At 55.1% G+C, this 20,104-nt stretch carries 27 protein-coding genes, 3 tRNA genes and 2 pseudogenes; 25 read left to right on the top strand and 7 right to left on the bottom strand.

Annotated features, from left to right (window positions below; genetic code table 11):
• Positions 1–126: 126 nt before the first annotated feature.
• The 7 genes from HIJ39_RS15660 (at position 127) to HIJ39_RS15630 (ending at position 5,917) form a co-directional block, all read left to right on the top strand.
• Positions 127–1,383, top strand: coding sequence for a hypothetical protein (locus HIJ39_RS15660; protein WP_169101329.1), 1,257 nt, complete (start codon positions 127–129; stop codon positions 1,381–1,383).
• 116 nt (positions 1,384–1,499) lie between these two features.
• The gene (locus HIJ39_RS15655; RefSeq protein WP_169101327.1) at positions 1,500–3,656 is read left to right on the top strand and encodes an MrcB family domain-containing protein; all 2,157 of its coding nucleotides are present in this window, start codon (positions 1,500–1,502) and stop codon (positions 3,654–3,656) included.
• Complete coding sequence (locus HIJ39_RS15650) at positions 3,640–5,247, top strand: DUF2357 domain-containing protein (protein ID WP_169101325.1); 1,608 nt, start codon at positions 3,640–3,642, stop codon at positions 5,245–5,247. Before HIJ39_RS15655 ends, HIJ39_RS15650 begins: the two co-directional genes overlap by 17 nt.
• Positions 5,229–5,504, top strand: coding sequence for a Rid family hydrolase (locus HIJ39_RS15645; protein WP_169101323.1), 276 nt, complete (start codon positions 5,229–5,231; stop codon positions 5,502–5,504). Before HIJ39_RS15650 ends, HIJ39_RS15645 begins: the two co-directional genes overlap by 19 nt.
• Positions 5,505–5,665: 161 nt before the next feature.
• Positions 5,666–5,751, top strand: a tRNA-Tyr gene (locus tag HIJ39_RS15640).
• A gap of 8 nt (positions 5,752–5,759) precedes the next feature.
• Positions 5,760–5,836, top strand: a tRNA-Met gene (locus HIJ39_RS15635).
• Positions 5,837–5,841: 5 nt separating this feature from the next.
• A tRNA-Thr gene (locus HIJ39_RS15630) sits at positions 5,842–5,917 on the top strand.
• Positions 5,918–5,931: 14 nt separating this feature from the next.
• On the opposite strand, the gene HIJ39_RS15625 is transcribed toward HIJ39_RS15630, so the two are convergent.
• Positions 5,932–6,291, bottom strand: a complete 360-nt coding sequence (locus tag HIJ39_RS15625) for a YidH family protein (RefSeq protein ID WP_169101321.1) — start codon at positions 6,289–6,291, stop codon at positions 5,932–5,934.
• 51 nt (positions 6,292–6,342) lie between these two features.
• Here HIJ39_RS15625 and HIJ39_RS15620 point away from each other — a divergent pair, with 51 nt between their 5' ends.
• From HIJ39_RS15620 to HIJ39_RS23755, 5 genes and pseudogenes are all read left to right on the top strand, one after another.
• A complete protein-coding gene (locus HIJ39_RS15620; RefSeq protein WP_169101319.1) occupies positions 6,343–7,194 on the top strand; it encodes a DNA-methyltransferase in 852 nt (283 codons plus the stop codon).
• A gap of 112 nt (positions 7,195–7,306) precedes the next feature.
• Complete coding sequence (locus tag HIJ39_RS15615; RefSeq protein ID WP_169101317.1) at positions 7,307–7,972, top strand: LysE family transporter; 666 nt, start codon at positions 7,307–7,309, stop codon at positions 7,970–7,972.
• A gap of 153 nt (positions 7,973–8,125) precedes the next feature.
• Complete coding sequence (locus HIJ39_RS23760; RefSeq protein ID WP_207711719.1) at positions 8,126–8,353, top strand: serine hydrolase; 228 nt, start codon at positions 8,126–8,128, stop codon at positions 8,351–8,353.
• Positions 8,332–8,439: pseudogene (locus HIJ39_RS25205) on the top strand (hypothetical protein); the annotation flags it as partial. The gene HIJ39_RS23760 and the pseudogene HIJ39_RS25205, both read left to right, overlap by 22 nt.
• A gap of 67 nt (positions 8,440–8,506) precedes the next feature.
• A complete protein-coding gene (locus HIJ39_RS23755; RefSeq protein WP_243239750.1) occupies positions 8,507–9,139 on the top strand; it encodes a serine hydrolase domain-containing protein in 633 nt (210 codons plus the stop codon).
• A 31-nt stretch (positions 9,140–9,170) separates the two neighbouring features.
• On the opposite strand, the gene HIJ39_RS15605 is transcribed toward HIJ39_RS23755, so the two are convergent.
• Both HIJ39_RS15605 and HIJ39_RS25200 read right to left on the bottom strand, forming a co-directional pair.
• Positions 9,171–9,389, bottom strand: a complete 219-nt coding sequence (locus tag HIJ39_RS15605; RefSeq protein WP_169101315.1) for an MBL fold metallo-hydrolase — start codon at positions 9,387–9,389, stop codon at positions 9,171–9,173.
• 136 nt (positions 9,390–9,525) lie between these two features.
• Positions 9,526–9,705, bottom strand: a pseudogene (locus HIJ39_RS25200) (MBL fold metallo-hydrolase); the annotation flags it as partial.
• 448 nt (positions 9,706–10,153) lie between these two features.
• Between HIJ39_RS25200 and HIJ39_RS15595 the strand changes: the two are divergent.
• Positions 10,154–10,300, top strand: coding sequence for a hypothetical protein (locus HIJ39_RS15595; RefSeq protein ID WP_169101311.1), 147 nt, complete (start codon positions 10,154–10,156; stop codon positions 10,298–10,300).
• 36 nt (positions 10,301–10,336) lie between these two features.
• On the opposite strand, the gene HIJ39_RS25195 is transcribed toward HIJ39_RS15595, so the two are convergent.
• On the bottom strand, positions 10,337–10,543 hold the full coding sequence (locus HIJ39_RS25195) for a thioredoxin family protein (protein ID WP_420824577.1): 207 nt from the start codon (positions 10,541–10,543) through the stop codon (positions 10,337–10,339).
• Between the two features lie 293 nt (positions 10,544–10,836).
• Between HIJ39_RS25195 and HIJ39_RS15585 the strand changes: the two genes are divergently transcribed.
• The 3 genes from HIJ39_RS15585 (at position 10,837) to HIJ39_RS15575 (ending at position 13,547) form a co-directional block, all read left to right on the top strand.
• The gene (locus tag HIJ39_RS15585) at positions 10,837–11,679 is read left to right on the top strand and encodes an SPFH domain-containing protein (RefSeq protein ID WP_207711717.1); all 843 of its coding nucleotides are present in this window, start codon (positions 10,837–10,839) and stop codon (positions 11,677–11,679) included.
• A gap of 50 nt (positions 11,680–11,729) precedes the next feature.
• Positions 11,730–12,266: a hypothetical protein gene (locus HIJ39_RS15580; RefSeq protein ID WP_169101307.1), complete on the top strand. Its 537-nt coding sequence runs from the start codon at positions 11,730–11,732 to the stop codon at positions 12,264–12,266.
• Between the two features lie 135 nt (positions 12,267–12,401).
• Positions 12,402–13,547: a cytochrome P450 gene (locus HIJ39_RS15575; RefSeq protein WP_169101305.1), complete on the top strand. Its 1,146-nt coding sequence runs from the start codon at positions 12,402–12,404 to the stop codon at positions 13,545–13,547.
• Here HIJ39_RS15575 and HIJ39_RS15570 read toward each other — a convergent pair.
• Both HIJ39_RS15570 and HIJ39_RS15565 read right to left on the bottom strand, forming a co-directional pair.
• Positions 13,544–13,771, bottom strand: coding sequence for a hypothetical protein (locus HIJ39_RS15570; RefSeq protein WP_169101303.1), 228 nt, complete (start codon positions 13,769–13,771; stop codon positions 13,544–13,546). The genes HIJ39_RS15575 and HIJ39_RS15570 overlap by 4 nt on opposite strands.
• A 1-nt stretch (position 13,772) precedes the next feature.
• On the bottom strand, positions 13,773–14,099 hold the full coding sequence (locus HIJ39_RS15565) for a heavy metal-binding domain-containing protein (protein ID WP_169101301.1): 327 nt from the start codon (positions 14,097–14,099) through the stop codon (positions 13,773–13,775).
• A gap of 352 nt (positions 14,100–14,451) precedes the next feature.
• Here HIJ39_RS15565 and HIJ39_RS15560 point away from each other — a divergent pair, with 352 nt between their 5' ends.
• The 6 genes from HIJ39_RS15560 (at position 14,452) to rplA (ending at position 17,458) form a co-directional block, all read left to right on the top strand.
• Positions 14,452–15,042 carry an O-methyltransferase gene (locus tag HIJ39_RS15560; protein ID WP_169101299.1) on the top strand — a complete coding sequence of 197 codons (591 nt, stop codon included), beginning with the start codon at positions 14,452–14,454 and terminating at the stop codon, positions 15,040–15,042.
• A 197-nt stretch (positions 15,043–15,239) separates the two neighbouring features.
• Positions 15,240–15,389, top strand: coding sequence for a 50S ribosomal protein L33 (gene rpmG, locus HIJ39_RS15555; protein WP_169101297.1), 150 nt, complete (start codon positions 15,240–15,242; stop codon positions 15,387–15,389).
• Positions 15,390–15,420: 31 nt separating this feature from the next.
• Positions 15,421–15,627: a preprotein translocase subunit SecE gene (gene secE / locus HIJ39_RS15550; protein WP_169101295.1), complete on the top strand. Its 207-nt coding sequence runs from the start codon at positions 15,421–15,423 to the stop codon at positions 15,625–15,627.
• Positions 15,628–15,688: 61 nt separating this feature from the next.
• Positions 15,689–16,219, top strand: a complete 531-nt coding sequence (nusG, locus tag HIJ39_RS15545; RefSeq protein ID WP_169101294.1) for a transcription termination/antitermination protein NusG — start codon at positions 15,689–15,691, stop codon at positions 16,217–16,219.
• 42 nt (positions 16,220–16,261) lie between these two features.
• Complete coding sequence (gene rplK, locus HIJ39_RS15540; RefSeq protein ID WP_169101292.1) at positions 16,262–16,687, top strand: 50S ribosomal protein L11; 426 nt, start codon at positions 16,262–16,264, stop codon at positions 16,685–16,687.
• Positions 16,688–16,747: 60 nt separating this feature from the next.
• Positions 16,748–17,458, top strand: a complete 711-nt coding sequence (rplA, locus tag HIJ39_RS15535) for a 50S ribosomal protein L1 (protein ID WP_169101290.1) — start codon at positions 16,748–16,750, stop codon at positions 17,456–17,458.
• Between the two features lie 279 nt (positions 17,459–17,737).
• Here the strand turns inward: rplA and HIJ39_RS15530 are convergent, their stop codons facing one another.
• Entirely contained in the window at positions 17,738–18,160 is a 423-nt protein-coding gene (locus HIJ39_RS15530) for a c-type cytochrome (RefSeq protein ID WP_169101288.1), read from the bottom strand.
• A gap of 193 nt (positions 18,161–18,353) precedes the next feature.
• Here HIJ39_RS15530 and HIJ39_RS15525 point away from each other — a divergent pair, with 193 nt between their 5' ends.
• The 3 genes from HIJ39_RS15525 to HIJ39_RS15515 form a co-directional block, all read left to right on the top strand.
• Entirely contained in the window at positions 18,354–18,542 is a 189-nt protein-coding gene (locus HIJ39_RS15525) for a hypothetical protein (RefSeq protein ID WP_169101286.1), read from the top strand.
• A gap of 66 nt (positions 18,543–18,608) precedes the next feature.
• Entirely contained in the window at positions 18,609–19,652 is a 1,044-nt protein-coding gene (locus tag HIJ39_RS15520; RefSeq protein ID WP_169101284.1) for a D-alanine--D-alanine ligase family protein, read from the top strand.
• A 93-nt stretch (positions 19,653–19,745) separates the two neighbouring features.
• On the top strand, positions 19,746–20,104 hold a 359-nt coding region (locus HIJ39_RS15515; RefSeq protein WP_207711716.1), incomplete at its 3' end, for a beta-eliminating lyase-related protein.

Here is a 20,104-nt window from a genome sequence, read left to right as displayed (position 1 = left end):
CACCACAACCGTACCAACGGGGGGATTTTTTCCTCAACTGTCAAAGTCCGCCGAAATCACATCTCTACAGGACGCTCTTGGGAAGAAGGGGTTAATCGGGCTATTATTCAACAAGGGAGGGATTACATGAGCGTACAAAGGGATCCGCATAGGCCGTCGGAGAGCGTGTTAGTTACGGGAACACGGGTCATGATCTCCGAGTTGGTTATTGACGAGCCAAAGTTGGCCCAATGGCTTGGCGAGCTAACCCCAGAGGATCGAGCACGCGAAATCGTGGACATTGTCCGACTCGGTCTCGCCATGAAGATGAACAATCAAATCCGCGAATTGAATGAATCCCTGAAGCATACGACCGAGGCAACCTTGGAGCAGTTGGGGGCCCGCATGCAAACCTCCATCGTAGAAATGGAAGGGAAACTTAAGGAGGCCAATCAAGGGCTGAACCAGTTGCTGAGTCAAAGCGTGACTGGCGACAACAGCCAACTCAAGGTCACGATGGCCAAGACATTTGAGGAAATGCGCCAGGGGTTGGCTCAGACCCGCTACGAATTGGTGCAAGCCCTCGACCCGAGAAACACGGAGAGCATAGGTGCCCAGTTGGAAGCACGCATCCGGCAGTACATACAGAATTTGGCCCAAGACAGCATCACGCCCAAATTGGATGCGGTAGCGCAAGCGGTTGGAAAACTGGAAACTGCTCTCCAGGGACAGGAACGACTCAAACAAGAGCGGCTCAAGGGACATAGCAAGGGCGCGGAATATGAGGTGGATCTACTCGAGGCGATTCAGGACTTTGCTGTACCCTCTACCATGTTGGTGCGGCGGGTGGCTGACGAGAAGGGCATTAATGGGAGCAAAGACGGGGATTTGGTGATTGAGTACGATAGTCAGACGCTGGTCACGATTGAGTGCAAGGATTCCAAGACTTCCAAGCTCGACCAACTCGAGTCGGCCATTGTCGGTCGCCAGGCTCAGATCGGCATCATGGCATTCAAGCAGCCGACAGGCCCAAGCGCTCATATGAGCCAAGGCAGCGCCCGCATCGTGGGCGACAACAAAATCCTGCTCGTGTGGGACCCAGAGCAGGACGACCCGGCGCTTCTCACGGCCGTGGTGGGACTCTCGCTCTTGTTGGCACAAAAGATGGAAGCACACGAGAACCGCAACCAGGACGAAGCGTCGACGCTCGACTTGCCGCGTGCTCAGGGCGCTCTCGAGGTGATGGTGGAGAAATTGGATTTGGTGGGCGAGGTTGTCCGCCATTTTGATCTTATCCGTAGCAACGCGGACAAGGGGCAAAAGGTGGTCGAGAGGCTGAAAAAGGAGGTATACGGTCAGGCGATGGCGGCTGCGGCCGCACTCGGGCTGGATATCGGCGATTGACGGGAGCAAGGAAGGATGTGAGGCGCTCGGGCGAGCGCCTCAATTTGACAAAAGGGAAAACGGATTTTGTCGAGAAAAAGATAAGGGAGCCTAATAACGAGGGATGGAAATCGTCAATGAATGACAATGGGGTGCGAGATTGGTATATCGTTGTGGGGCAACAGGGCCGGGCGAATTTTGAGCGGGCCTTGCAGTTAAAGACGTGGGGCGCAAAAACACGAACCAAGTTTGAGGATGAGGCTCATACCGCGATTAAGCCCGGCGATCGGGTCCATTTCGTTTTGACGCCCAAATGGTCGGGTGCCGGGCCGGTGCCGACCGGTTTTCCCCGCATCGGGCTTGATCAGTATATTGTGCGTGCCGACGAAGTGGTCGTCCGGGTGACGGAGGCAATTTTTGAAGACACCCAACCTATCTGGGATGATGACGTGTACCCGGTGCGATTCCGTTTTGAGATCGAGGCGCGGCATGACGCCGTGCGCTTTAGTCCTGGGCTCATACCGGATACGGTGCGCGATGCCGTCCGCCGTTCACTTATCGCTCAGGGGCGCGCCATTTCCGTGGAATCGGCCGGATCGCTTCGGCAGGCGATTGAGGAGGTTCTGAGTCGCTATAGCGAGGCGACTCGGCAGCCTTTTTCGCATCACCCTGTGGCCGACACGATTCGAGAAACGATTCCGGAGATGCTGTCGTCCTGGATTGATCCGAATCGGTATACGGTACTCGCCTCGGTGGGTCGCGGAAATTGGGCATCAGTCCCGTGGGTCGCCATCTTGGATCTTAACCGGGGCGGTAATATTCAAAGCGGACTTTATATCGCCATGTTGTTTAGTGCCGACCTATCAGAGGTGGTCCTTGCGCTGATGTTTGGGGTGACGGGGGGACGCGGCGAAGCCCCCCGTCGAGTGCGACAATCCCTGGCCTCCCAGGTGCAGCGGGTTCGGCGCGGACTCCGGATCGGGGGACAAACCTGGCGCATGGATTCCGATGTCCAATTGTCGGATCGCGGCGTCGGCGCCCAATATGGCCGCGGCATCGTGCTGTATCAGCGTTTTTCTCGGGAAACCTTGCCGACAGATAATCAGTGGCGGGCATTGCTCAATGAAATCGTTGACCTCTATGATAGGGCATTTGACGTTCTCAATGCGGACAATACGTTGAGTGCGGAGGAAGCCCCCTCTGCATACGGCAAAGCACCATTCGACCTGATGGCCGCGACCGAAGAGATGAATAAACTGGGGTATCGCATTAATCCCGCGGCCTTGCTCAACGTGCTGTTGTCTCTTCAAGTGCGCCCCTTCGTGATTTTCTCCGGGCGTTCGGGCACGGGAAAAACAACCCTGACACGCATGGCCGCGCAGTTGTTTGGGTGGCCCTATTATCGGGTGGCCGTCAGTCCAGCCTGGGCCGACCCGGCCGATCTTTTGGGCTACATAAGCCCAGTCAGCCATCAACGGGTGGCGGGAGGCTTGGATGCGTTGTTAGTGTCGGGGAACGACGAAGCCCTATTGTGTTTGGATGAGTTTAACGTGGCTAAAGTGGAACATTACTTCTCGGACTTCATCAGCGCTATGGACAGTGGCCATGGGTCAGCCTTTTGGGGCCCGATGCCCGGACTTGAACGCCTCGCGTCGGACAGTCAGGAGATTCTCATGTGTCCGCCAAATCTTCGGGTCATGGCAACAATGAACTTTGACGATTCGGTGCAGTCAATCACTCCACGGGTGCTCGATCGGGCTAATGTAATCGAGTTTGACATCGTTGAGGAGGACCAGCTGGTGGTCGATCACGGGTTGGACTGGACCGCCTTGGAGCACATGGCTCGATTCGCGTGGCCATGGACAGAAGCGGCGGATAGGGAGACGGATGAAGCTGCGGAAGAGAATATACGGCATATTTGGCGTGCGCTCAAAGGTTCCCGTGGCCAATTCGGGCATCGGGTTGCGCATGAAATGGCTCGATATGTGGCGCTTGGGATTTCCTATGGCGACGTGCTGTCCTGGTCCACCAGTCAAAGCCGGGAGGTCTTGCTCGACAATCAAATTGTTCAGCGGCTCCTCCCGAAATTTCACGGAACGGCCTCTCACGGGGACATCGTCGCTTTGACCCGACTTCTCTCCCAATTACTGGACCGGGGTGATGTCGGGGAGGACGTGGATAGGCAGGTGCTGCTTCAGGACGCCATCAATCGGGGAGTGTTTCCTCGAACGGTGGGCAAAATTTCGCGTCTCTTTGAGACCTATACGGAAGATGGTTATGCCTCATACTTCTGAAATTCTTCTTCGGGTCAAGACACCGACAGCCCAGTTCGTGATTCTTGGGCCGATCGTTCAAGCGCTTGAAGGGGTTGTAGCGACTGGCGGCAGCCAATCCGCCTATCCAGTTCATGAAGCGACCATTGAGCCGGTCGACGGGACGCAGCTCTACGACGATGTACCCTACCAGATGCAAATCACAGCAGCGAGCCCTACCCTCATCACGCGCGGGGGTCGTGTGATGAACGTCCAGTGGGTGTCTCACAGCTCCACCTGGGTGGCCACCGTCGATTTGCAATTTCGCCAGGTGGGATGGGTGGAGCTATGTGTCGGTAGCCACGGCGTCCGCGTCCGCGTGTTGTCTCGCAAACTGGACTTCGATAGCGACTACCGCACCATGGTCGACGATCTGGAAAATCAAATTCGAGGACTGACGGCCCGCCTCATTAGCCATGTGGTATATCCCATGGGGCTATCGGATGAGGCTCAGGATCTATGGAGCTACTGGTTGGCCTTGATGGAGAAACTCTGGGCGGATTTGTCCCATGATTTGCTCCATGCTTGGGAGACCCTGCCGCCTTATTTAATGCGTCAGGAATATGTGATGGAGTTGGGGCGGCTTAAACAGCATCGCCCACGCGATATACGTAATTTGATACGGGGAAAGAGCCGCGCCCTGGTTAATTTGCGCCGTTGGGAATCGTTGACCCCGGAGCGCATCTATCTGCTTCAACTAGTGTCGGATGTGCAAACGCGTCTTCAACGAATTCAATCGAGTACGTCGGAGGTGACGACCCATGTAAGGCTCAAGGCGATCGTGGAACAAAGTCGTCAATTGAGTCGGAGGCTTCTGGCGGAAGCGGGATTGGAGCGGGCGATGGGGTTGCCTAAAATACCCCATTCGCCCTTGGCCCAATCTCATCCGGCACTCGGTCGCGTTGTTCGATGGCATCGACTGCTTCAGCGGGGGCTCTTTCCGAACGGCGAGAGCTATTTCGTTGGACCGAAGAATGTCAGCCTCTTATACGAGTACTGGTGCTATTTAACCATTGTTCGCCTGGTCGCCGATGAATCGGGTGGGACTCTGGTCGTGAAACCCATGGCATCCGTGAATCCCCGTGACATTGCCTTGGGCGCCGGAAGGGGTGCGGCGGCCCAAATTGACCTAAGGGATGGTCGATCCATCCACATCTTGTACCAAGGGCTCTTTCGCGGTCTGCCGACCGTTGCTCAACAGCCGGACCATGTCGTGCAAATCAAGGGACTTGGCGCGCTCACGGTCTTCGATGCCAAGTATCGATTCGAACTGGACGAAACGGTTCAACGAAGCTACGGCCAGGGAATCCCCATTCCCCCAGTGGATACCATCAACAACATGCATCAATATCACGATGCTATTGTCGTGACCCACCCTCCCTATCGTCGGCTGGTGGATCGCGCCATTGTGCTCTTCCCTTTGCCCCGGCACTATAGCCGTGACTGGCGTGAGCATCGATTTTACAAAAGTATTGAAGCGGTTGGGGTCGGAGCTCTGCCTTTGGTTCCCGGAGGCTCTGAGGAATACCTTCGCGAAGAAATTCGCCGGTATCTATGGCGAGGCGGAATGTAGAGGGGAAAGTATACCAGCAGTCGCTGATTATTTTTTCCATTATCGGGAGCGCCATTTGTGAATTGGGCGGGAACCTGAATGCTCTTGTGCGGCTTCGGATATTTGTCACTGATGCGTCCTATATTCCGGATGTCGTGCGGGCATGGAATGCTGTGGGATCTGGGGCGAAACCGGCGGCAACGGCAGTGGTTGTTGCGGCCCTCATCGATCCGCGGCTGAAGGTGGAAATCGAAGCGCAGGCGATTTTAGACGAATAACATCTTGGTAAGATGGCATCGTATTCATTACCAGTCCCTTGCGACCTTGGCGTGATTCTCCAGGTGGTGTCAATGGTCAAGTGGTTGACACGACGGGGTCGAAACAGGTAAAATAGCAGAGCAGTTGAGGGTTATAACCTCCACTGCATTAATTAAATATTGGATGGGTGCCCGAGTGGCTAAAGGGGGCGGTCTGTAAAATCGCTGGCTAGCGCCTACGTTGGTTCGAATCCAACCCCATCCACCAGTCTATATCGCGGGGTAGAGCAGCCAGGTAGCTCGTCGGGCTCATAACCCGGAGGTCGCAGGTTCAAATCCTGCCCCCGCAACCAATTTTGCTCACGTAGCTCAGCAGGTAGAGCACGTCCTTGGTAAGGACGAGGTCACCGGTTCAATCCCGGTCGTGAGCTCCATTTTTATTTTGCGCTTAAGACACGGTAAGTAAATAGAAAAAAACAGCCAACCCCAGGATGCCAAGAATGACGGCCAACAGTGTTGGTAAAATGGACTTGGGTAAAATGCGGCCCTCAAAAATATGCCGGCGAGTGACATGAAAGTGGAGTGCGGCAATGGCAATGACGAAAATGCCGGCCCCAACCCACAGCAAGCCCAAAAAAGTCTCGTTAAAAGGTGCAGCATGAGTCAGATGGACGATGTGAAGACGGATAAACAAGTCAAATTTGGACACGACAAATCCGAACGCCATCAACGACACGCCTGTGCGGAGCCAGGACAAGAATGTGCGTTCGTTGGCGAGAATGGTGCGGGGATCGGGCTTGTCGGCCATGATGCATCCGTCCTTTCTCATCCCTTAGCGTTTCCCGTCGTTACGGAGAACTTGCGCATTGTCCAAGGGGAGGCCTCGACCCAGGCTGATTTTATCGCCCGAGAGCTTTCGTCCCTCCGGTTTCACCTCATTTATTTTGATCCCCCTTTTTACTCCAAAAAACACTATGGGGCTTTTTCCGATCAATGGTTATCCTTGGACCGTTACCTCGAGACCATTGAAGGCTGGATTTCCAGCGCTCAGAAGGTCTTGCACGATCAGGGCTTTTTCGTCTTGCACTGTGACGTTCATGCCTCCCATTATCTTAAAGTCATGACAGACCGCATCTTCGGCTATGACAACTTTCGCAACGAATGGATTTGGCATTATGGCGGTCGGCGGCAACCGGCGGATGTCCACGTCAACAGCAAGCATGATGTTCTGCTCGTATGGGCCAAATCTCGCAAATCCCGTTTCAATCCCGTGTTTGAACCCTGGGATCGGACGGAATATGTCGTTATGAAAAAGCAGCGCGTGCATGTCGATGAAAATGGCCGCGAATGGATCTGGGGACATGAAGGCAAAGGGAAATCGCACGCCTATCGTATTTACCTCGACGAACAGATTGAACGGGGTCGAGCCATTGATTCCGTGTGGGACATTCCCATCATCAACACCTCAGCCAAAGAACGCACCGGCTATCCCACCCAAAAACCGGTGGCGCTGTTAAAGCGGGTCGTGCAGCTGACCACTCAACCGGGCCAGTGGGTGGCCGATTTTGCTGCCGGGTCGGGTACCACCGGGCAGGCCGCCTTGGATTTAGGACGACATGTCTGGTTGGGAGATGTCAATCCGGAGGCCGTTCAACTCATGGTGGAACGCTTAGGCTCCGTGAGAGAGGCTCAGTTTGGCTTCGAGGAATAACCGATCGGCGCCACCATAGGTCGCCGCGGGTGCCCCCTGGTTTTGGCGGCGTGGGGCCGGATGTTGGTGGAGGTCCGTTCAGGTTCTTGGCTCTTCGGAAGGAGTCTTGCAAGTGATTGCGTTAAGTGTCACCGCGTGTTTACTAGGCTTGGTGTATAGTGCGGCTCCCGGCGCTGTCAACACGGAGGCTCTCCGTCGGGGGTTGCAGCGAGGTTTTGGGCCATCCTTTCTGGTGCAAATGGGGGCGTTGTTAGGGGATGTGGTCTGGGCGGTCATGGGCCTCACGGGTGTGGCGCTCGTCTTTCACTTTTTGCCTGTCCGCATCATTCTTGGCATTGCCGGCGTCACCTTTTTGCTGCGGATGGCCTGGTTGTCGTTTATCGATGCACGGAGGCCCCCCGATTTAACGGCCAATTCCCCCGCCAAGGAACACCGGGACTTCGTGACCGGTGTCATTTTCTCTTTGGCGAACCCGTTTGGCATTGCTTTTTGGGGTGGCATTGGTGGGGGATTCGCGACCCATATCGCGGGCATGCCTCTCATTGATAAACTGGTGTTCTTGCTGCTCGGTTTTTCCGTCGGCGCATTGGTCTGGTGCATCGGTATTTCGGCGTTGGTCGCCTGGTCACGGGAGTTTATCGGAGAAAAGGTGCTCCGGGGCATCTTTACGGTATCGAGCTTGGCGATGGCTTATTTTGCTCTGGAAATGTTATGGACGTTGATTCATACCACCCTGTATCCTCTGTTCGCCGATGGCAAGCGGTTGAAATCTAGCTAAGAGTGTGTGCTCGCGCGATCTTTGGCGGAATACGCCACGTAGGGCCAAGTCCCAGAACGTGGTGCCTTCTGCATCGACCATCGCTCTTCAAGTGTAGACCATACTTGATTCGATAGGCGGGACGGTTAGCTTCGGGTTGAAAGGGTGATTTTTATGGATGCCCATCGCGTCTACCGCGTGGTGGCGGAGCAGGGTGCCCGCGGTTTTAGCGGGGCGGTTTTGGTCCAGCAGGGTGCGGACGTCGTCTTGGCGCAGGGATTCGGACTGGCCAATCGTTCAGAGGGCATACCGAACGAGACGGAGACGCGCTTTGGGATTGCTTCGGAGCCAAGTTCTTCACCGCCATTGCCATTAATCAATTGGTCGACGCCGGACAACTGACACTGGACGCACGGTTGGCCGATGTCCTGCCGTTTTCGTTTCCCCACTTTGATCCGGCCGTTACGATACATCATTTGTTGACGCACACCGCCGGGGTACCTGATTACTTCGATGAGAGCGTCATGGCGGACTACGAAACCTTATGGGTACCGCATGCGCCGCCTCCAAGACTTCTTGCCGTTGTTTCAAAATCGGCCGATGACCTCAGGTGTTGGGGAACGGTTTCATTACAGCAACAGCGGCTATATCCTCTTGGGACTGATCGTGGAGCAGGCGACGCATCGGCCGTTTGCCGACTATGTGGCGGAGCACGTGTTGGCGCCCGCTGGCATGACCCAATCGGGATACTTTGAAATGGATGCCCTGCCGCCGAAGACGGCCCAAGGGTATATCGACCTGCCAGACGACCAGTGGAAGACCAATATCTACTCCGTGCCGGCCAAAGGTGGCGCGGATGGCGGCGTGTATGTGACTGTGAAGGATATGGGGGCAGCGTGGGATGCCTTGATGCAGCATCAACTGTTAACGGCTGCCAGCACCGAGCGGCTTTTGACCCCCCATGTGGCGACGGAGGAGGACGGGTGGCACTACGGATACGGCGTGTGGATTGATAAGCGCGACGAAGCGATTTTTAAGTATTACCTCATGGGGTACGACCCAGGGGCCAACTTCCACTCCGCGGTCTTCCCTGGCATCGGGGCCCTCGTGGTGGTCTGTTCGAATCAGTCCAACGGCGCCTACAGGATGATGGAAGCCATTGAGAATGAGATCACACGGGTGGGTTAATGCGGAAACTCCTGCACCTGAATGGTTGGTTTTAGGCGACAAACAGGGGTTCCCCATGGGCAGGCAGCAACCATCCATGCCAGTGGCTCTGAATGTCTGCCGCGGTATCCTGGGCTTTGGCGGCATCCCAGGCTAAAATGCGGGGCAACGCATGAATTTGGCCGTTTCGGGTGGTCATGGCATCCCCCACTAGTAGGAATCCGGGGCCTTGATACGCGAGATGGCCTGGCGTATGGCCGGGCGATGCCACGGCGATAATTGGCTCCACCTGATGGCCAGCGGTGATGGTTTGGTAATCGCGCGGCGGTCTGGCGTGCGTGACCGCTCCGATAAGACGCTTTAACCCAGGCCGGGGCTTCTGCCCTCAAATGTAGGGTAAATCGGTCTCATTGCGCCGCCGCGCCGCTCTTTTCCGCAAGCCAGGCTAAGCTTCCAATGTGATCAACATCATAATGCGTGATGAGGATGTCGCTTACCGGAGCACCCGCGAGTTCATGCCAAATGGCTGGAGTTCGATTGGGTAGACAGGTGTCCACGAGGATATGGGTCCCAGGCCCCGACAGGTAGTAGACATAGCTGCCCTAGCTGCTTTCCAGACAAAAAACCTGAACCGCTCTCTCAACCGGGATCACGCGCATGAGACCGCCTCCTGGTCCGAGCATACCGGATACCGGTATGACTTTCTACTTGTGACCCCGGATTCATGACACAAATGTCACACTCCACTGTGGGAGTGAAAGTCAGGAGCGTATAGTCAAAGGGATTCCTTATGCAAGGGTGGGCGGCGAAGATGTTGGTTAAGCAATTGGGTCAAGTTGCCCTTTCGGCACACGATTGAACCGGGCTGTGTCCTTCTACCGCGATAGGTTAGAACTGCCGTTTATCTAGAGCAACGCACACAGGGCCTTGTTTCAAATCGCGGACGTGCGTCTCTTGCTGGAGATCCCGGAACGTTCAGAATGTGATCACCCCGGTTCGGTCCTCTCTCTATCCGTTGACGACATCAATGAGGCGGTGGCGACGTTGAAGAATCGCGGCGTCATGTTTCAAAGCGATCCGCACCACATTGGGGATCTTGGTGACGCGGCGCTATGGATGGCCTTCTTTCAAGACCGTGGAGGGAACCTTTTAGCCTTGCAGTCGGAGCGTCAAATTGGCTAAAAAGCGCGGAAGCTCCCCACGTGGGAGCCTCCTAGCCTAGCCGTTGATGAATTGTTGAATCTCCGATTCTGATCGGTACCCAATGAGGCGGCCCTTGTCTTCCCCATTCTCGATTTTTATCATGGCGGGGATGGCTTGCACGTCGTATTGGCGTGCTAACTCGGGATTCTCGTCGACATCGACTTTGAAAAATATCACATGTGCCGGTTGCTTGGCGGCCACATCGTCAGCGACTGGACCCAGTCGGCGGCAGTGAGGTCACCATACCGCCGAAAACAGCGCGATAATCATTTGGTGGTTTTGTTTAGCGCGCTCGACCAGGTCGGGCCAATCCGCCGTGTTCACTTCTCGCATGAAAACCCCTCCCTCATCAACCTCATTATAAGCCTATCGTCACGAACGGCATCTTGCCCGCATAGCATTGCCTCCAGAGGTTGAAAGATTGCGGACGAAAAATTATTGACATTCTGGCACATGGGGTTGAGCTTTGGGCGTATACTGGGGGCGCATCGTTGATGCCAGAAAGGAGAATGCATGTGGCCATACGCAATGTCATCTCGACGCTGACGGCAAGCGGCGAGGAAGTGATGGGACCAGACGTCCTTCTCTATCATTATCCCGGCAACGACATCATGAATGGATCGCTCTTAACGGTTGAATCCAATCATTTTTGTGTGTTGAAAAGCCGGGGCGCCATCTTGAACTGCTACGAAACCGGCCAGTATCAGGTGGATACTCCCCAAAGGGTCCTGGTCGGGGCCATCCAGCAGGCCTTCTATGGTGGCCAGTCCCCGTGGCAGTATGAGGCCATCTATGTCAATCGCGCCAAGTTGGTAATCCGCGCCGAGGGGCAGGCCCTCTCCCGCGAAATGGCACAGCTCCGTTACCAGGTCGATTATTACATCCACGTTGACTCGAAAGACGACGCCCTCAAGCTGGTTCAGCACATGCCGTACCAAGGACATTTCATCAAGACATCAGAAGTCAACACCTATGCGGCGCCGGTTCTGGAGCAGTCTATTAATCAGATCTGCCAGGTGACCCCGCTTGAGCAAATCAACGAACGAATTCATGACATAACCGATCTGGTCACCGCTCATCTTCAGGAGTTTTTGAACACCTATGGCATTACCTTGAACAATGTCAAAGTCCTTGTTGCCCCGGCCGATGAATTGATGAAAAAACTCATTTCCCTTCGTGCTTTCGGGTTGGATGAAGAGCATGCTATTCGTTACTACATTGCGATGTTGATGGCGGATCGCGGCCTCATCACAGCTCCCAATATGATTAGCGGGACCGGATTTACCATTCAGGGGGCATCCCCGTTGGTGGAGACGGGAGAATATCTTAAGCCACCGGCCGAGCCCGCCAAACGATAACAAGAGGCCGGATTTGTCCGGCCTCTTTCATATAATGAGGTGCATGAACCATGGAACGACATGAGGCTCTCGTGGTAATCGGAGCGAAATTCTTTTCGGAGCGGCAGGACACCAATCCGTATGCATCCGCTGAAACCATGCGCGCTTTTGACCAAGTGATTCGAAATAGTCTCGGAGATGGTCTTGCCCGTGCAGCATCTGTGTTTCGCACGTTCTATCAGGAACAAAGCCGTGTCATCGGCATACCGACTCGGGAACGGCCGTTCCCCGATCCGGGCGACATGGCGAAGTTGCGATACCTCAAACGCATTGCTGACCAATTGTCAGAATGGGTGAGCCGTATTCATGCGCTTGAGGCCCCATCGAACGATCGGGTGTACCACCGCATTCGTGACAACGACCAGCTGTTGGAACTTCTCATCGACGTCGACTATCAATTGGCCCAAAGCGCTACCGAGATTGATCGGATGACGGAGTCGCTCAATGTTTCTGTTCTGGATGCCATGCTGCCCAAATTTGAACGGCAGTTGGAGGTGTTGGGAAAAGCGGTCCGGGAACGCTCACGGATTATCTCTGGGGTGGTCTGATGGCGATATGAAAGAGCTGCCTCTGGTTCCGGGGAGCATCCGCGAAGAGAGGCGAGGACGCGTTGTTGCCGTCCTGCCCAGTATCTAGGCTCGTGCTATCCTTTCCGCAGTAACAAGTATGAGAGGGGGATCTCAATGGTACCAATGTCGGAACGGCTCAATCCCTTTCCGTTCTATCGCCGGATGCGTGAACAGGCACCCTTTTTCCGCGATCCGAGGTCTGGAGTGTGGTCCGTCTTTCGTTACGATGACGTACAGATGGCACTCTCCGACTACGAACGATTTTATTCCGGAGACGGGGAGCACGATCCGGATGAGATGGGGCCCGGGGCCAGCATTATTGGCATGAATCCCCCGCGGCATCGCAAGATGCGAGATTTGGTATCACGTGCCTTTACGCCCCGGGCCGTTGAAAATTTGACCGAGCGGATTCGGGGCATCGTTCAGGAGTTGCTTCGGGACCCACTCAGAGAACGGACGATGGATATGGTTCGGGATTTTACGTATCCGCTACCGGTAATTGTGATCGCTGAGATGTTGGGTATCCCCACTCAGGACCGCAGCACGTTTAAAGCCTGGTCCGACGCCATTGTTGCCAGCACTGACAATCATGCGACAGGGTTTGAAGCTACCCAGGCGATGAGTGCATATTTTTCGGGGATTGTTCAGGAGCGCCGTCACAATCTGGGGGAGGACCTGATTTCCCGTTTAATTGCCGCTGAAGTCGATGGGGAAAAGCTCACGGACGCCGAGATAATTTCTTTTTGTGATTTGCTTCTGGTCGCCGGCAACGAAACGACCACCAATCTGATTACCAATGCCATCTGGACCTTTAGTGAGCACCCCGAGGCATGGGAGCGTCTACGGGGGGAGCCGCGCCTCCTCGGTCCCACCATCGAAGAGGTACTGCGATACCGGTCGCCTGTCCAGGCGATGTTTCGGCGGGTTCGAGTACCGATGGCCGTCGGCGATGCGATGATGAATCCCGGTGATACCGTGATTGCCTGGATTGGCTCGGCGAATCGTGATGAGGATAAATTTGCGGATCCAGACCGTTTCGACCCTGACCGGAAGCCCAATCCCCATATTGCCTTCGGCTATGGCATTCATTACTGCCTTGGGGCTCCCCTGGCTCGCCTTGAGTCCCGCCTCGCCTTGGAGACCTTAATTGACCAGGGCGTCCGCGGTTTTCAACCACAGTTGCCGTTTTCCGAGTGGGAGCCGGTGAGCGGATTTATCGTTCAGGGGTTAAAGCGGTTCCCCGTATCGCTGATGAGTTAGGGGCGGGGATCGTTTGTCGGTTCGTACCACCGTTCGCCAGTGGCGTCGTTATACCAGACGCGCTGGCGAACACCGGTGGTCGGGTCGGTAAAGATTTCGTCTGTTGGCGAAAATCCGGCCGGTGGCTGCTGTCCTGTTTTAAGGCGGCGGCTTCGCTGGTAGCGGGTGATGACCAGCGCTACGAGCGCAACGATGATGAGGGCCAGGAGATAGAGGAGTGCCAATCTACCCATCCGATTCCCGAAGGACGACAGCTGTCCCGTAGGCGACAATTTCGGACATGGTTTGGCCCAATTCTCCTGAATCGAAACGCATCATTACGACGGCATTAGCGCCCATGGCATGGGCATTTTGCACCATGCGATCAATGGCGGACTTGCGCGCATCCTCCAACATCTCGGTGTATTCCTTGATTTCCCCTCCACCCAGACTCCTGAGCGCGGCGGTAATGTTGCCGCCGATGCCCCGGCTTCGGACAGTGACACCAAAGACTTGGCCAAGTACGGTGTCTACGGTGCGACCGGGAACGTTTTCGGTGGTCACGACAATCATGGAATTCCCCTCCTATGGGATCATCATCTTCCTGAGTATAGCGGGTCCTAAGCGCACTCATGACACTTTTATGACCTTAATCGGCAGCGAGATATAGGAAAATTTCGTTATGAAATGAGACTGCCCAAGCGTCTTTAGAAACAAGAGCGCTGTTCTGGGTTCTACTGAGCGCAGGGATGGGGACTTGGCACCCCGGATAGGCCCTTCAGGAGGTCTTGGGTGAGCGCGTAACCTGGGCAAGGGCGGCGGGCAGGCCACTCGCTGGGATGTCCAATCATATGAATACCCGAAGGACATCAAGGAGCGGAGAACTCAGGGTGACGTAAACCCGGTAAGGAGAAGGGGGGAGCGCATGACTCCGAATTTGCAGGCGTTTTTGACTGAGCTCAAGCAGTTTGGTGAAGAGAACGATCGGCGGGCCGCGACGCGGGCGGAAAAGATGCTTAACATTACCGCCGATACCGGCCTTATGATTTGGATGATGATCCGGGCCATGAAACCGGAGCGGATCTTGGAAATTGGGACCTCCAACGGATACTCGACCATCTGGTGGGCCGATGCATTGACGCGATCGACGGAGATGCTGGTGACAGTGGAAAGGAATCCAGATAAGGCGGCAATGGCCCGGACGAATTTTGAGCGTGCGGGAGTGTCGGACAAAATCGACCTGGTGGTAGGCGATGCCGGGACCGTCCTCCGAAATGGGGACGACGAGGCCTGGGATCTCATTTTTTTGGATGCCGAGCGCAGCGAGTATCTTCAATACTGGCCGGATTTGCTACGCGGTTTGACCAAGGAAGGCCTTCTTATTGTTGATAACGCGCTTGACAAGGCGGTGGAGCTCCAACCGTTTCGAGACGCCGTCGAGAGGACGGTAGGAGTGAAGCTTGTGTTGGTGCCTATCGGCAACGGCGAATTGTTCATTCAAAAAGATGCCCCGTGAGGGCGCTTCGCGACCAGGAAAAATGCCCCATCCCGGATTTTTTGACAACGACGCGGGAGACGTTAAAGTATCTTTGGATGCCCGATATTCGGATTAATTGTTGAAATCTGGTGGCATCGTGGCTCGATCGGCCGTTTTCATTGACATGCGGCCAAACCCGTGCTAGAATTCTTGCGCATGACTGGGAGGTAAACAACATGCGCACCATTATTACGTTGGCGTGTGGCGAATGTAAGCGTCGCAACTACACGACCACTAAGAACAAGAAGAACGACCCGAACCGGCTTGAACGTCGTAAGTATTGCCGGTGGTGCCGGACTCACACGATTCATCGCGAAACGCGGTAATGCCTAGCCTTGGGCGGAAACGGGGAAAATAATGGAAGCGAAAGGCGCGGCCGCTTCTGATCGCTCGGTCAAGTATTTAAAGGGCGTTCAGTCAGAACTGAAAAAGGTGGTTTGGCCGACCCCCAAGCAAACGGTGTCGTACACAGGATTTGTGGTCGTGTTCACGCTGTTGGCAGTCATCGCCATCACGTTGCTGGACACGGTATTTAATTTTGGTCTACACCAATATCTCCGCTAAGGTTATCCTTAAGACCCGGTTTCGGTGAATCATTGGGTAGAGGCACGGAAGGCGGTTTACGGTGCAAAAAGACTGGTTCGTCATCCATACCTACTCGGGATATGAGAATAAAGTCAAAGCTAATCTCGAGCGGCGTGTGGAATCTATGGGCATGGAGGATAAAATTTTCCGCATTATGGTGCCCATGGAAGAAGAGCTAGAAGTCAAAGACGGCAAGAAAAAGCTCGTGAAGAAGAAGGTTTTTCCGGGCTATGTGCTGGTGGAGATGTACATGACGGACGACTCCTGGTACGTAGTGCGGAATACTCCGGGTGTCACGGGTTTTGTTGGGTCGGGTTCCAAGCCGATTCCACTTCTGGAACATGAAGTGAAAACGATCTTGGGGCGCGACCTCTCTGGCGTTCCAGAGCTGCCGCGCATCAACTTGGCGGTCGGACAAGAAGTTCTGGTCAACGAAGGGCCTTTTGAGGGATTTTCCGGGCGCATCGAAGAAGTGTTGAACGACCGTGGCAAAGTTCGTCTGACGGTGTCCATGTTTGGGCGGGACACCCCCTTGGAAGTGGACTTTACCCAGGTGTCCGAATTGGAATAACCCCGTCTCGGGGAGAGTTTGTCAACGAAGTGAGGGGACAACGTGCCTAAGAAAGTTGCGGGAGTGATTAAACTCCAAATCCCGGCTGGGAAAGCCACCCCAGCACCGCCGGTTGGTCCTGCGTTAGGGCAGCACGGTGTGAACATTATGGCGTTCGTGAAAGAGTACAACGAGCGCACGCAAGGACAGGTCGGGCTGATTATTCCGGTGGAAATCACCGTGTATGAGGACCGTTCCTTTACCTTTGTAACGAAGACCCCGCCTGCGGCGGTTCTGATAAAAAAGGCCTTGGGGCTGGAGACGGCATCGTCGAACCCTAACACCAAGAAGGTGGGGACGCTGTCTCGCGCTCAAGTGCGGGAAATTGCGGAAACCAAGATGCCGGACTTGAACGCAACCACCATTGAATCGGCTATGCGGATGATTGAGGGTACCGCCCGTTCGATGGGCGTCGAAATCGCTGAGTAAATCAGCAAAGTTTGGTGGAAGACCCAATCGGGCCGCTAACACCACAAGGAGGAATTTTACGTGGCCAAAGAGGGCAAGCGCTATCTCGAAGCGGTAGCGCGCGTGGAGAAGGGGCGTTTATACGACCCCGAAGAAGCCTTGGCACTGGCCAAGGAGTTGGCGCACGCCAAGTTTGTGGAGACGGTGGATGTGGCCGTTCGTTTGGGCGTTGACCCCCGCCACTCCGATCAGGTGGTGCGTGGCGCCGTCGTGCTGCCTAATGGCACCGGTCGGACCCAGCGGGTCGTCGTGTTCGCTAAGGGGGACAAAGCTAAGGAAGCCGAAGAAGCCGGCGCCGACTTTGTCGGAGCGGAAGATCTGGCCGAGAAGATTCAGGGCGGCTGGCTTGATTTCGATGTAGCCGTCGCGACGCCCGATATGATGGGTGTGGTAGGTCGGTTGGGTAAAGTCCTTGGACCTCGAGGATTGATGCCGAACCCCAAGACCGGAACGGTAACGTTCGATGTCAAGAATGCCATCAACGAGATTAAGGCCGGTAAGATTGAGTACCGCACTGACCGAGCCGGCATCGTGCATGCGCCGATTGGCAAGGTAGATTTTGACACCGAAAAATTGGTGCAAAACTTGGCCACGTTGATTGATGCGCTAAACAAGGCCAAACCGGCGGCAGCCAAGGGCACCTATCTACGCAGCATCACTGTGTCTACGACGATGGGCCCGGGGATTCCCGTGAACCCCGTATCGGCCCAGCGGGTATCAATGCCCGCTTAAGGGACGCCGCATAGAAAACCGCTATATCCGCTCGAGGAATAGCGGTTTTTTCTTTTTCAAACGGTGGGGCTTTCATAGCTTGACTGCCCTGTATCCAAAACTATCGTACGCTACCCAATATGGATAGGTTGGTCAGCATTGGTGAAGCCGCCCAAGCCTTGGGGGTCTCTCCTGAATGAAGCACAGTGTCAGGTTGATTCGGTTGACAGAATTTCCGAGCAATTACGATGTTTGTGATGCACTCGTCCGGAATATGCGGTATAATATGGATGACCGCCATCAGCGTTCATGAAACCGCGACAGATGCCGGATGTACAGATCCAGCAACGCCAGCTTCCGACTATTGGCTGGTAATGGCCTTCCTTTCAAGGCATGGGTTATGCAGAGATTGATTTGGGCTTCCAACGTCCGCACTTGACCGTTAGCTTGAGCTTCCGGGAATAGGGTTTTTGCTCCGACCAACCCGGGGATACGTCGATCGCCCAATTGGTGCGAAAAGCGTCCTCCGTCTACGTGACAAGTATCACAGGAGAGGCCATTCGTCCCTAAACGCGAGGAATGGAACAGGGCGTCCCCGGACAATTCAGCGTCGCGAAGCGACTGGCGTGCCTGAACTTGTTGGGGCGTGGTAATACCAATCAGCGCACCACCGACCAATAGGGCACATAAACTTAAGAAGAGCACGGTTTTCGGGTGCTTCACGAAAATCCCTCCTCTTGCTAAGGTGCCCAAAATTGTCCATTTGACGCAAAGATCGTGGCATTCAACTTTGTTGTTGCGCATAGGATGCACAGCGTCGCTATCACGAACAGAAGGGAAGGATCACTTTCATGCGTGGTTTATCGGCAGCACTTGAGGTCTACGGCGGCTGGTGCCGCAGTGAGGAGGGGCCGCCATGGCTTGGATAGCACGAGGTCTGGCCATATTATTGGCCGTGGTGGTGATTGTTAACGGCGGCTACTGGGAGTCGCACCACCATCTTTGGGCGGGGATCTTGATGGCGCTTCTGGGAATTATCAGCATCGTGGTTATCAGCGGAGGCAGCGCCGCCCATATCGAGCGCGACGAAATCCGGTTAGAATAGAGTGAGGAGGAGGCCACCTCCTCCTTCTTTGTGACAGAAAGTTTTGGACATTAGGAGCGTGGCGGCATGAACAACAAGGTTCGGGTCATTGTAATGATGGGAGGGCCGTCGAGCGAGCATGATGTGTCGATGGCCAGTGGTGCTGAAGTATTTCGGGCCTTGGAGGCAACCGGCCGATTTCAGGTCGAGGCGGTGACCATCAGTCGGGAGGGGCGCTGGGCTTTGGCTCATGAGGCACCCAAGGTGTTGCCCAAGCCGGGCGAAGCATCCGATCGACCTATGCCGCGCGAAGAGGCTATTCAAGGGATTCAACTCCTACATGATGCCGAGGTGGTGTTCCTAGCCTTTCATGGACCCTTTGGCGAAGACGGCACCTTGCAGGGGTTATTGCAAAGTTTGTCCGTTCCTTATACCGGCAGTGGTCCCTTGGCCTCGGCTTTGGCGATGAACAAGGCCAAGGCCAAGGAACTGTTTCGATACCACGGTTTGATGACGCCCCGGGATTTGCCGTTGTCGTCGGAAAGCATTAAAGCCTCGCTGGAGAACGCTGTACAGGCCGTGGAGGCTAACGTACCCTACCCCGTTGTTGTCAAGCCTAATCTGGGCGGCTCGAGTCTCGGTGTGTCGGTGGCTGAGAATCATGAGGAATTGGCTGCAGCTTTAGCCTGGGCGAGTCGCTTTGATGCCGATGTTCTCGTCGAGGAAAAGGTCAGCGGTCGTGAATTAACCTGCGCGGTATTGGAGGAATTGGACGGAGGCGTGCGCGCGCTTCCGGTTATCGAGATTGTTCCCAAGAAAGGGACCTTCTTTGATTTTGCGTCGAAGTATGAAGATGGCGGGTCTGATGAAATTTGTCCGGCCGACCTGACAGAAGATCAAAGCCGTGTGGTGCAGGACGTCGCCATTCGAGCTCACCAGGCCTTGGGCTGTCGGGGGTTTTCGCGCACCGATTTGTTTCTCACATCGACGGGACCGATCGTGTTGGAGGTGAATACCATCCCAGGCATGACGCCCAATTCGCTCTTGCCTAAGGCAGCTCGGGCTGCGGGGATCAGTTTCCCGGATTTGATGGCACACCTAGTGGACGTGGCCATCAAGCGGGGCGTTTAGACTGTTGTGAGGCCTGGTCCCCTCCAGGTTGGGAGAATCCGATATACTGCTAACCAAGGGTCCGGCAAGCCCGCGCCCAAACGGAGGTTTCTTATGGAGAAACGTACACTCAAGGCCGTTTTTCGAGAGGCACCCTACCCGTTATCGGGCCATGGGGCAAGAACGATCAAGGTCTTGAAAGACGCCTTGGACGCCATGAGTTCGGACACGCTAAGTGATTCCTATGGCAATGGCGAAATTATTGAAGCGTTCCAAGATAAAATGGCTCGCTATCTTGGCAAGGAGGCGGCCATCTTTTTTCCCAGCGGCACGATGGCGCAGCAAATCGCGCTCCGCATCTGGTGTGACCGAAACGGTACGGCCAAAGTCGCCTATGAGCTTTTTCAAAAATTGACCCGGACGGCTCCGCGGACGGGTGTCAAAATTCGCTGGGGTGGGCGGCCATTTGGCAG

Source organism: Sulfobacillus harzensis (assembly GCF_012933365.1).
Taxonomy (GTDB): Bacteria; Bacillota; Sulfobacillia; order Sulfobacillales; family Sulfobacillaceae; genus Sulfobacillus_B; species Sulfobacillus_B harzensis.
This window is presented reverse-complemented; position numbering and strand designations above follow the sequence as displayed.

Coding starts and splice junctions, on each gene's coding strand:
- HIJ39_RS15625 (WP_169101321.1), bottom strand. CDS start 6,291: ATGGCCGACAAGCCCGATCCCCGCACCATTCTCGCCAACGAACGCACA.
- HIJ39_RS23760 (WP_207711719.1), top strand. CDS start 8,126: ATGGATGCCCATCGCGTCTACCGCGTGGTGGCGGAGCAGGGTGCCCGC.
- HIJ39_RS15525 (WP_169101286.1), top strand. CDS start 18,354: ATGGCTTGGATAGCACGAGGTCTGGCCATATTATTGGCCGTGGTGGTG.
- HIJ39_RS15645 (WP_169101323.1), top strand. CDS start 5,229: ATGGCGAGGCGGAATGTAGAGGGGAAAGTATACCAGCAGTCGCTGATT.
- HIJ39_RS23755 (WP_243239750.1), top strand. CDS start 8,507: ATGCGCCGCCTCCAAGACTTCTTGCCGTTGTTTCAAAATCGGCCGATG.
- HIJ39_RS15575 (WP_169101305.1), top strand. CDS start 12,402: ATGGTACCAATGTCGGAACGGCTCAATCCCTTTCCGTTCTATCGCCGG.
- secE (WP_169101295.1), top strand. CDS start 15,421: ATGGAAGCGAAAGGCGCGGCCGCTTCTGATCGCTCGGTCAAGTATTTA.
- HIJ39_RS15580 (WP_169101307.1), top strand. CDS start 11,730: ATGGAACGACATGAGGCTCTCGTGGTAATCGGAGCGAAATTCTTTTCG.
- HIJ39_RS15565 (WP_169101301.1), bottom strand. CDS start 14,099: ATGATTGTCGTGACCACCGAAAACGTTCCCGGTCGCACCGTAGACACC.
- HIJ39_RS15660 (WP_169101329.1), top strand. CDS start 127: ATGAGCGTACAAAGGGATCCGCATAGGCCGTCGGAGAGCGTGTTAGTT.
- HIJ39_RS15520 (WP_169101284.1), top strand. CDS start 18,609: ATGAACAACAAGGTTCGGGTCATTGTAATGATGGGAGGGCCGTCGAGC.
- HIJ39_RS15560 (WP_169101299.1), top strand. CDS start 14,452: ATGACTCCGAATTTGCAGGCGTTTTTGACTGAGCTCAAGCAGTTTGGT.
- HIJ39_RS15650 (WP_169101325.1), top strand. CDS start 3,640: ATGCCTCATACTTCTGAAATTCTTCTTCGGGTCAAGACACCGACAGCC.
- rpmG (WP_169101297.1), top strand. CDS start 15,240: ATGCGCACCATTATTACGTTGGCGTGTGGCGAATGTAAGCGTCGCAAC.
- HIJ39_RS15655 (WP_169101327.1), top strand. CDS start 1,500: ATGAATGACAATGGGGTGCGAGATTGGTATATCGTTGTGGGGCAACAG.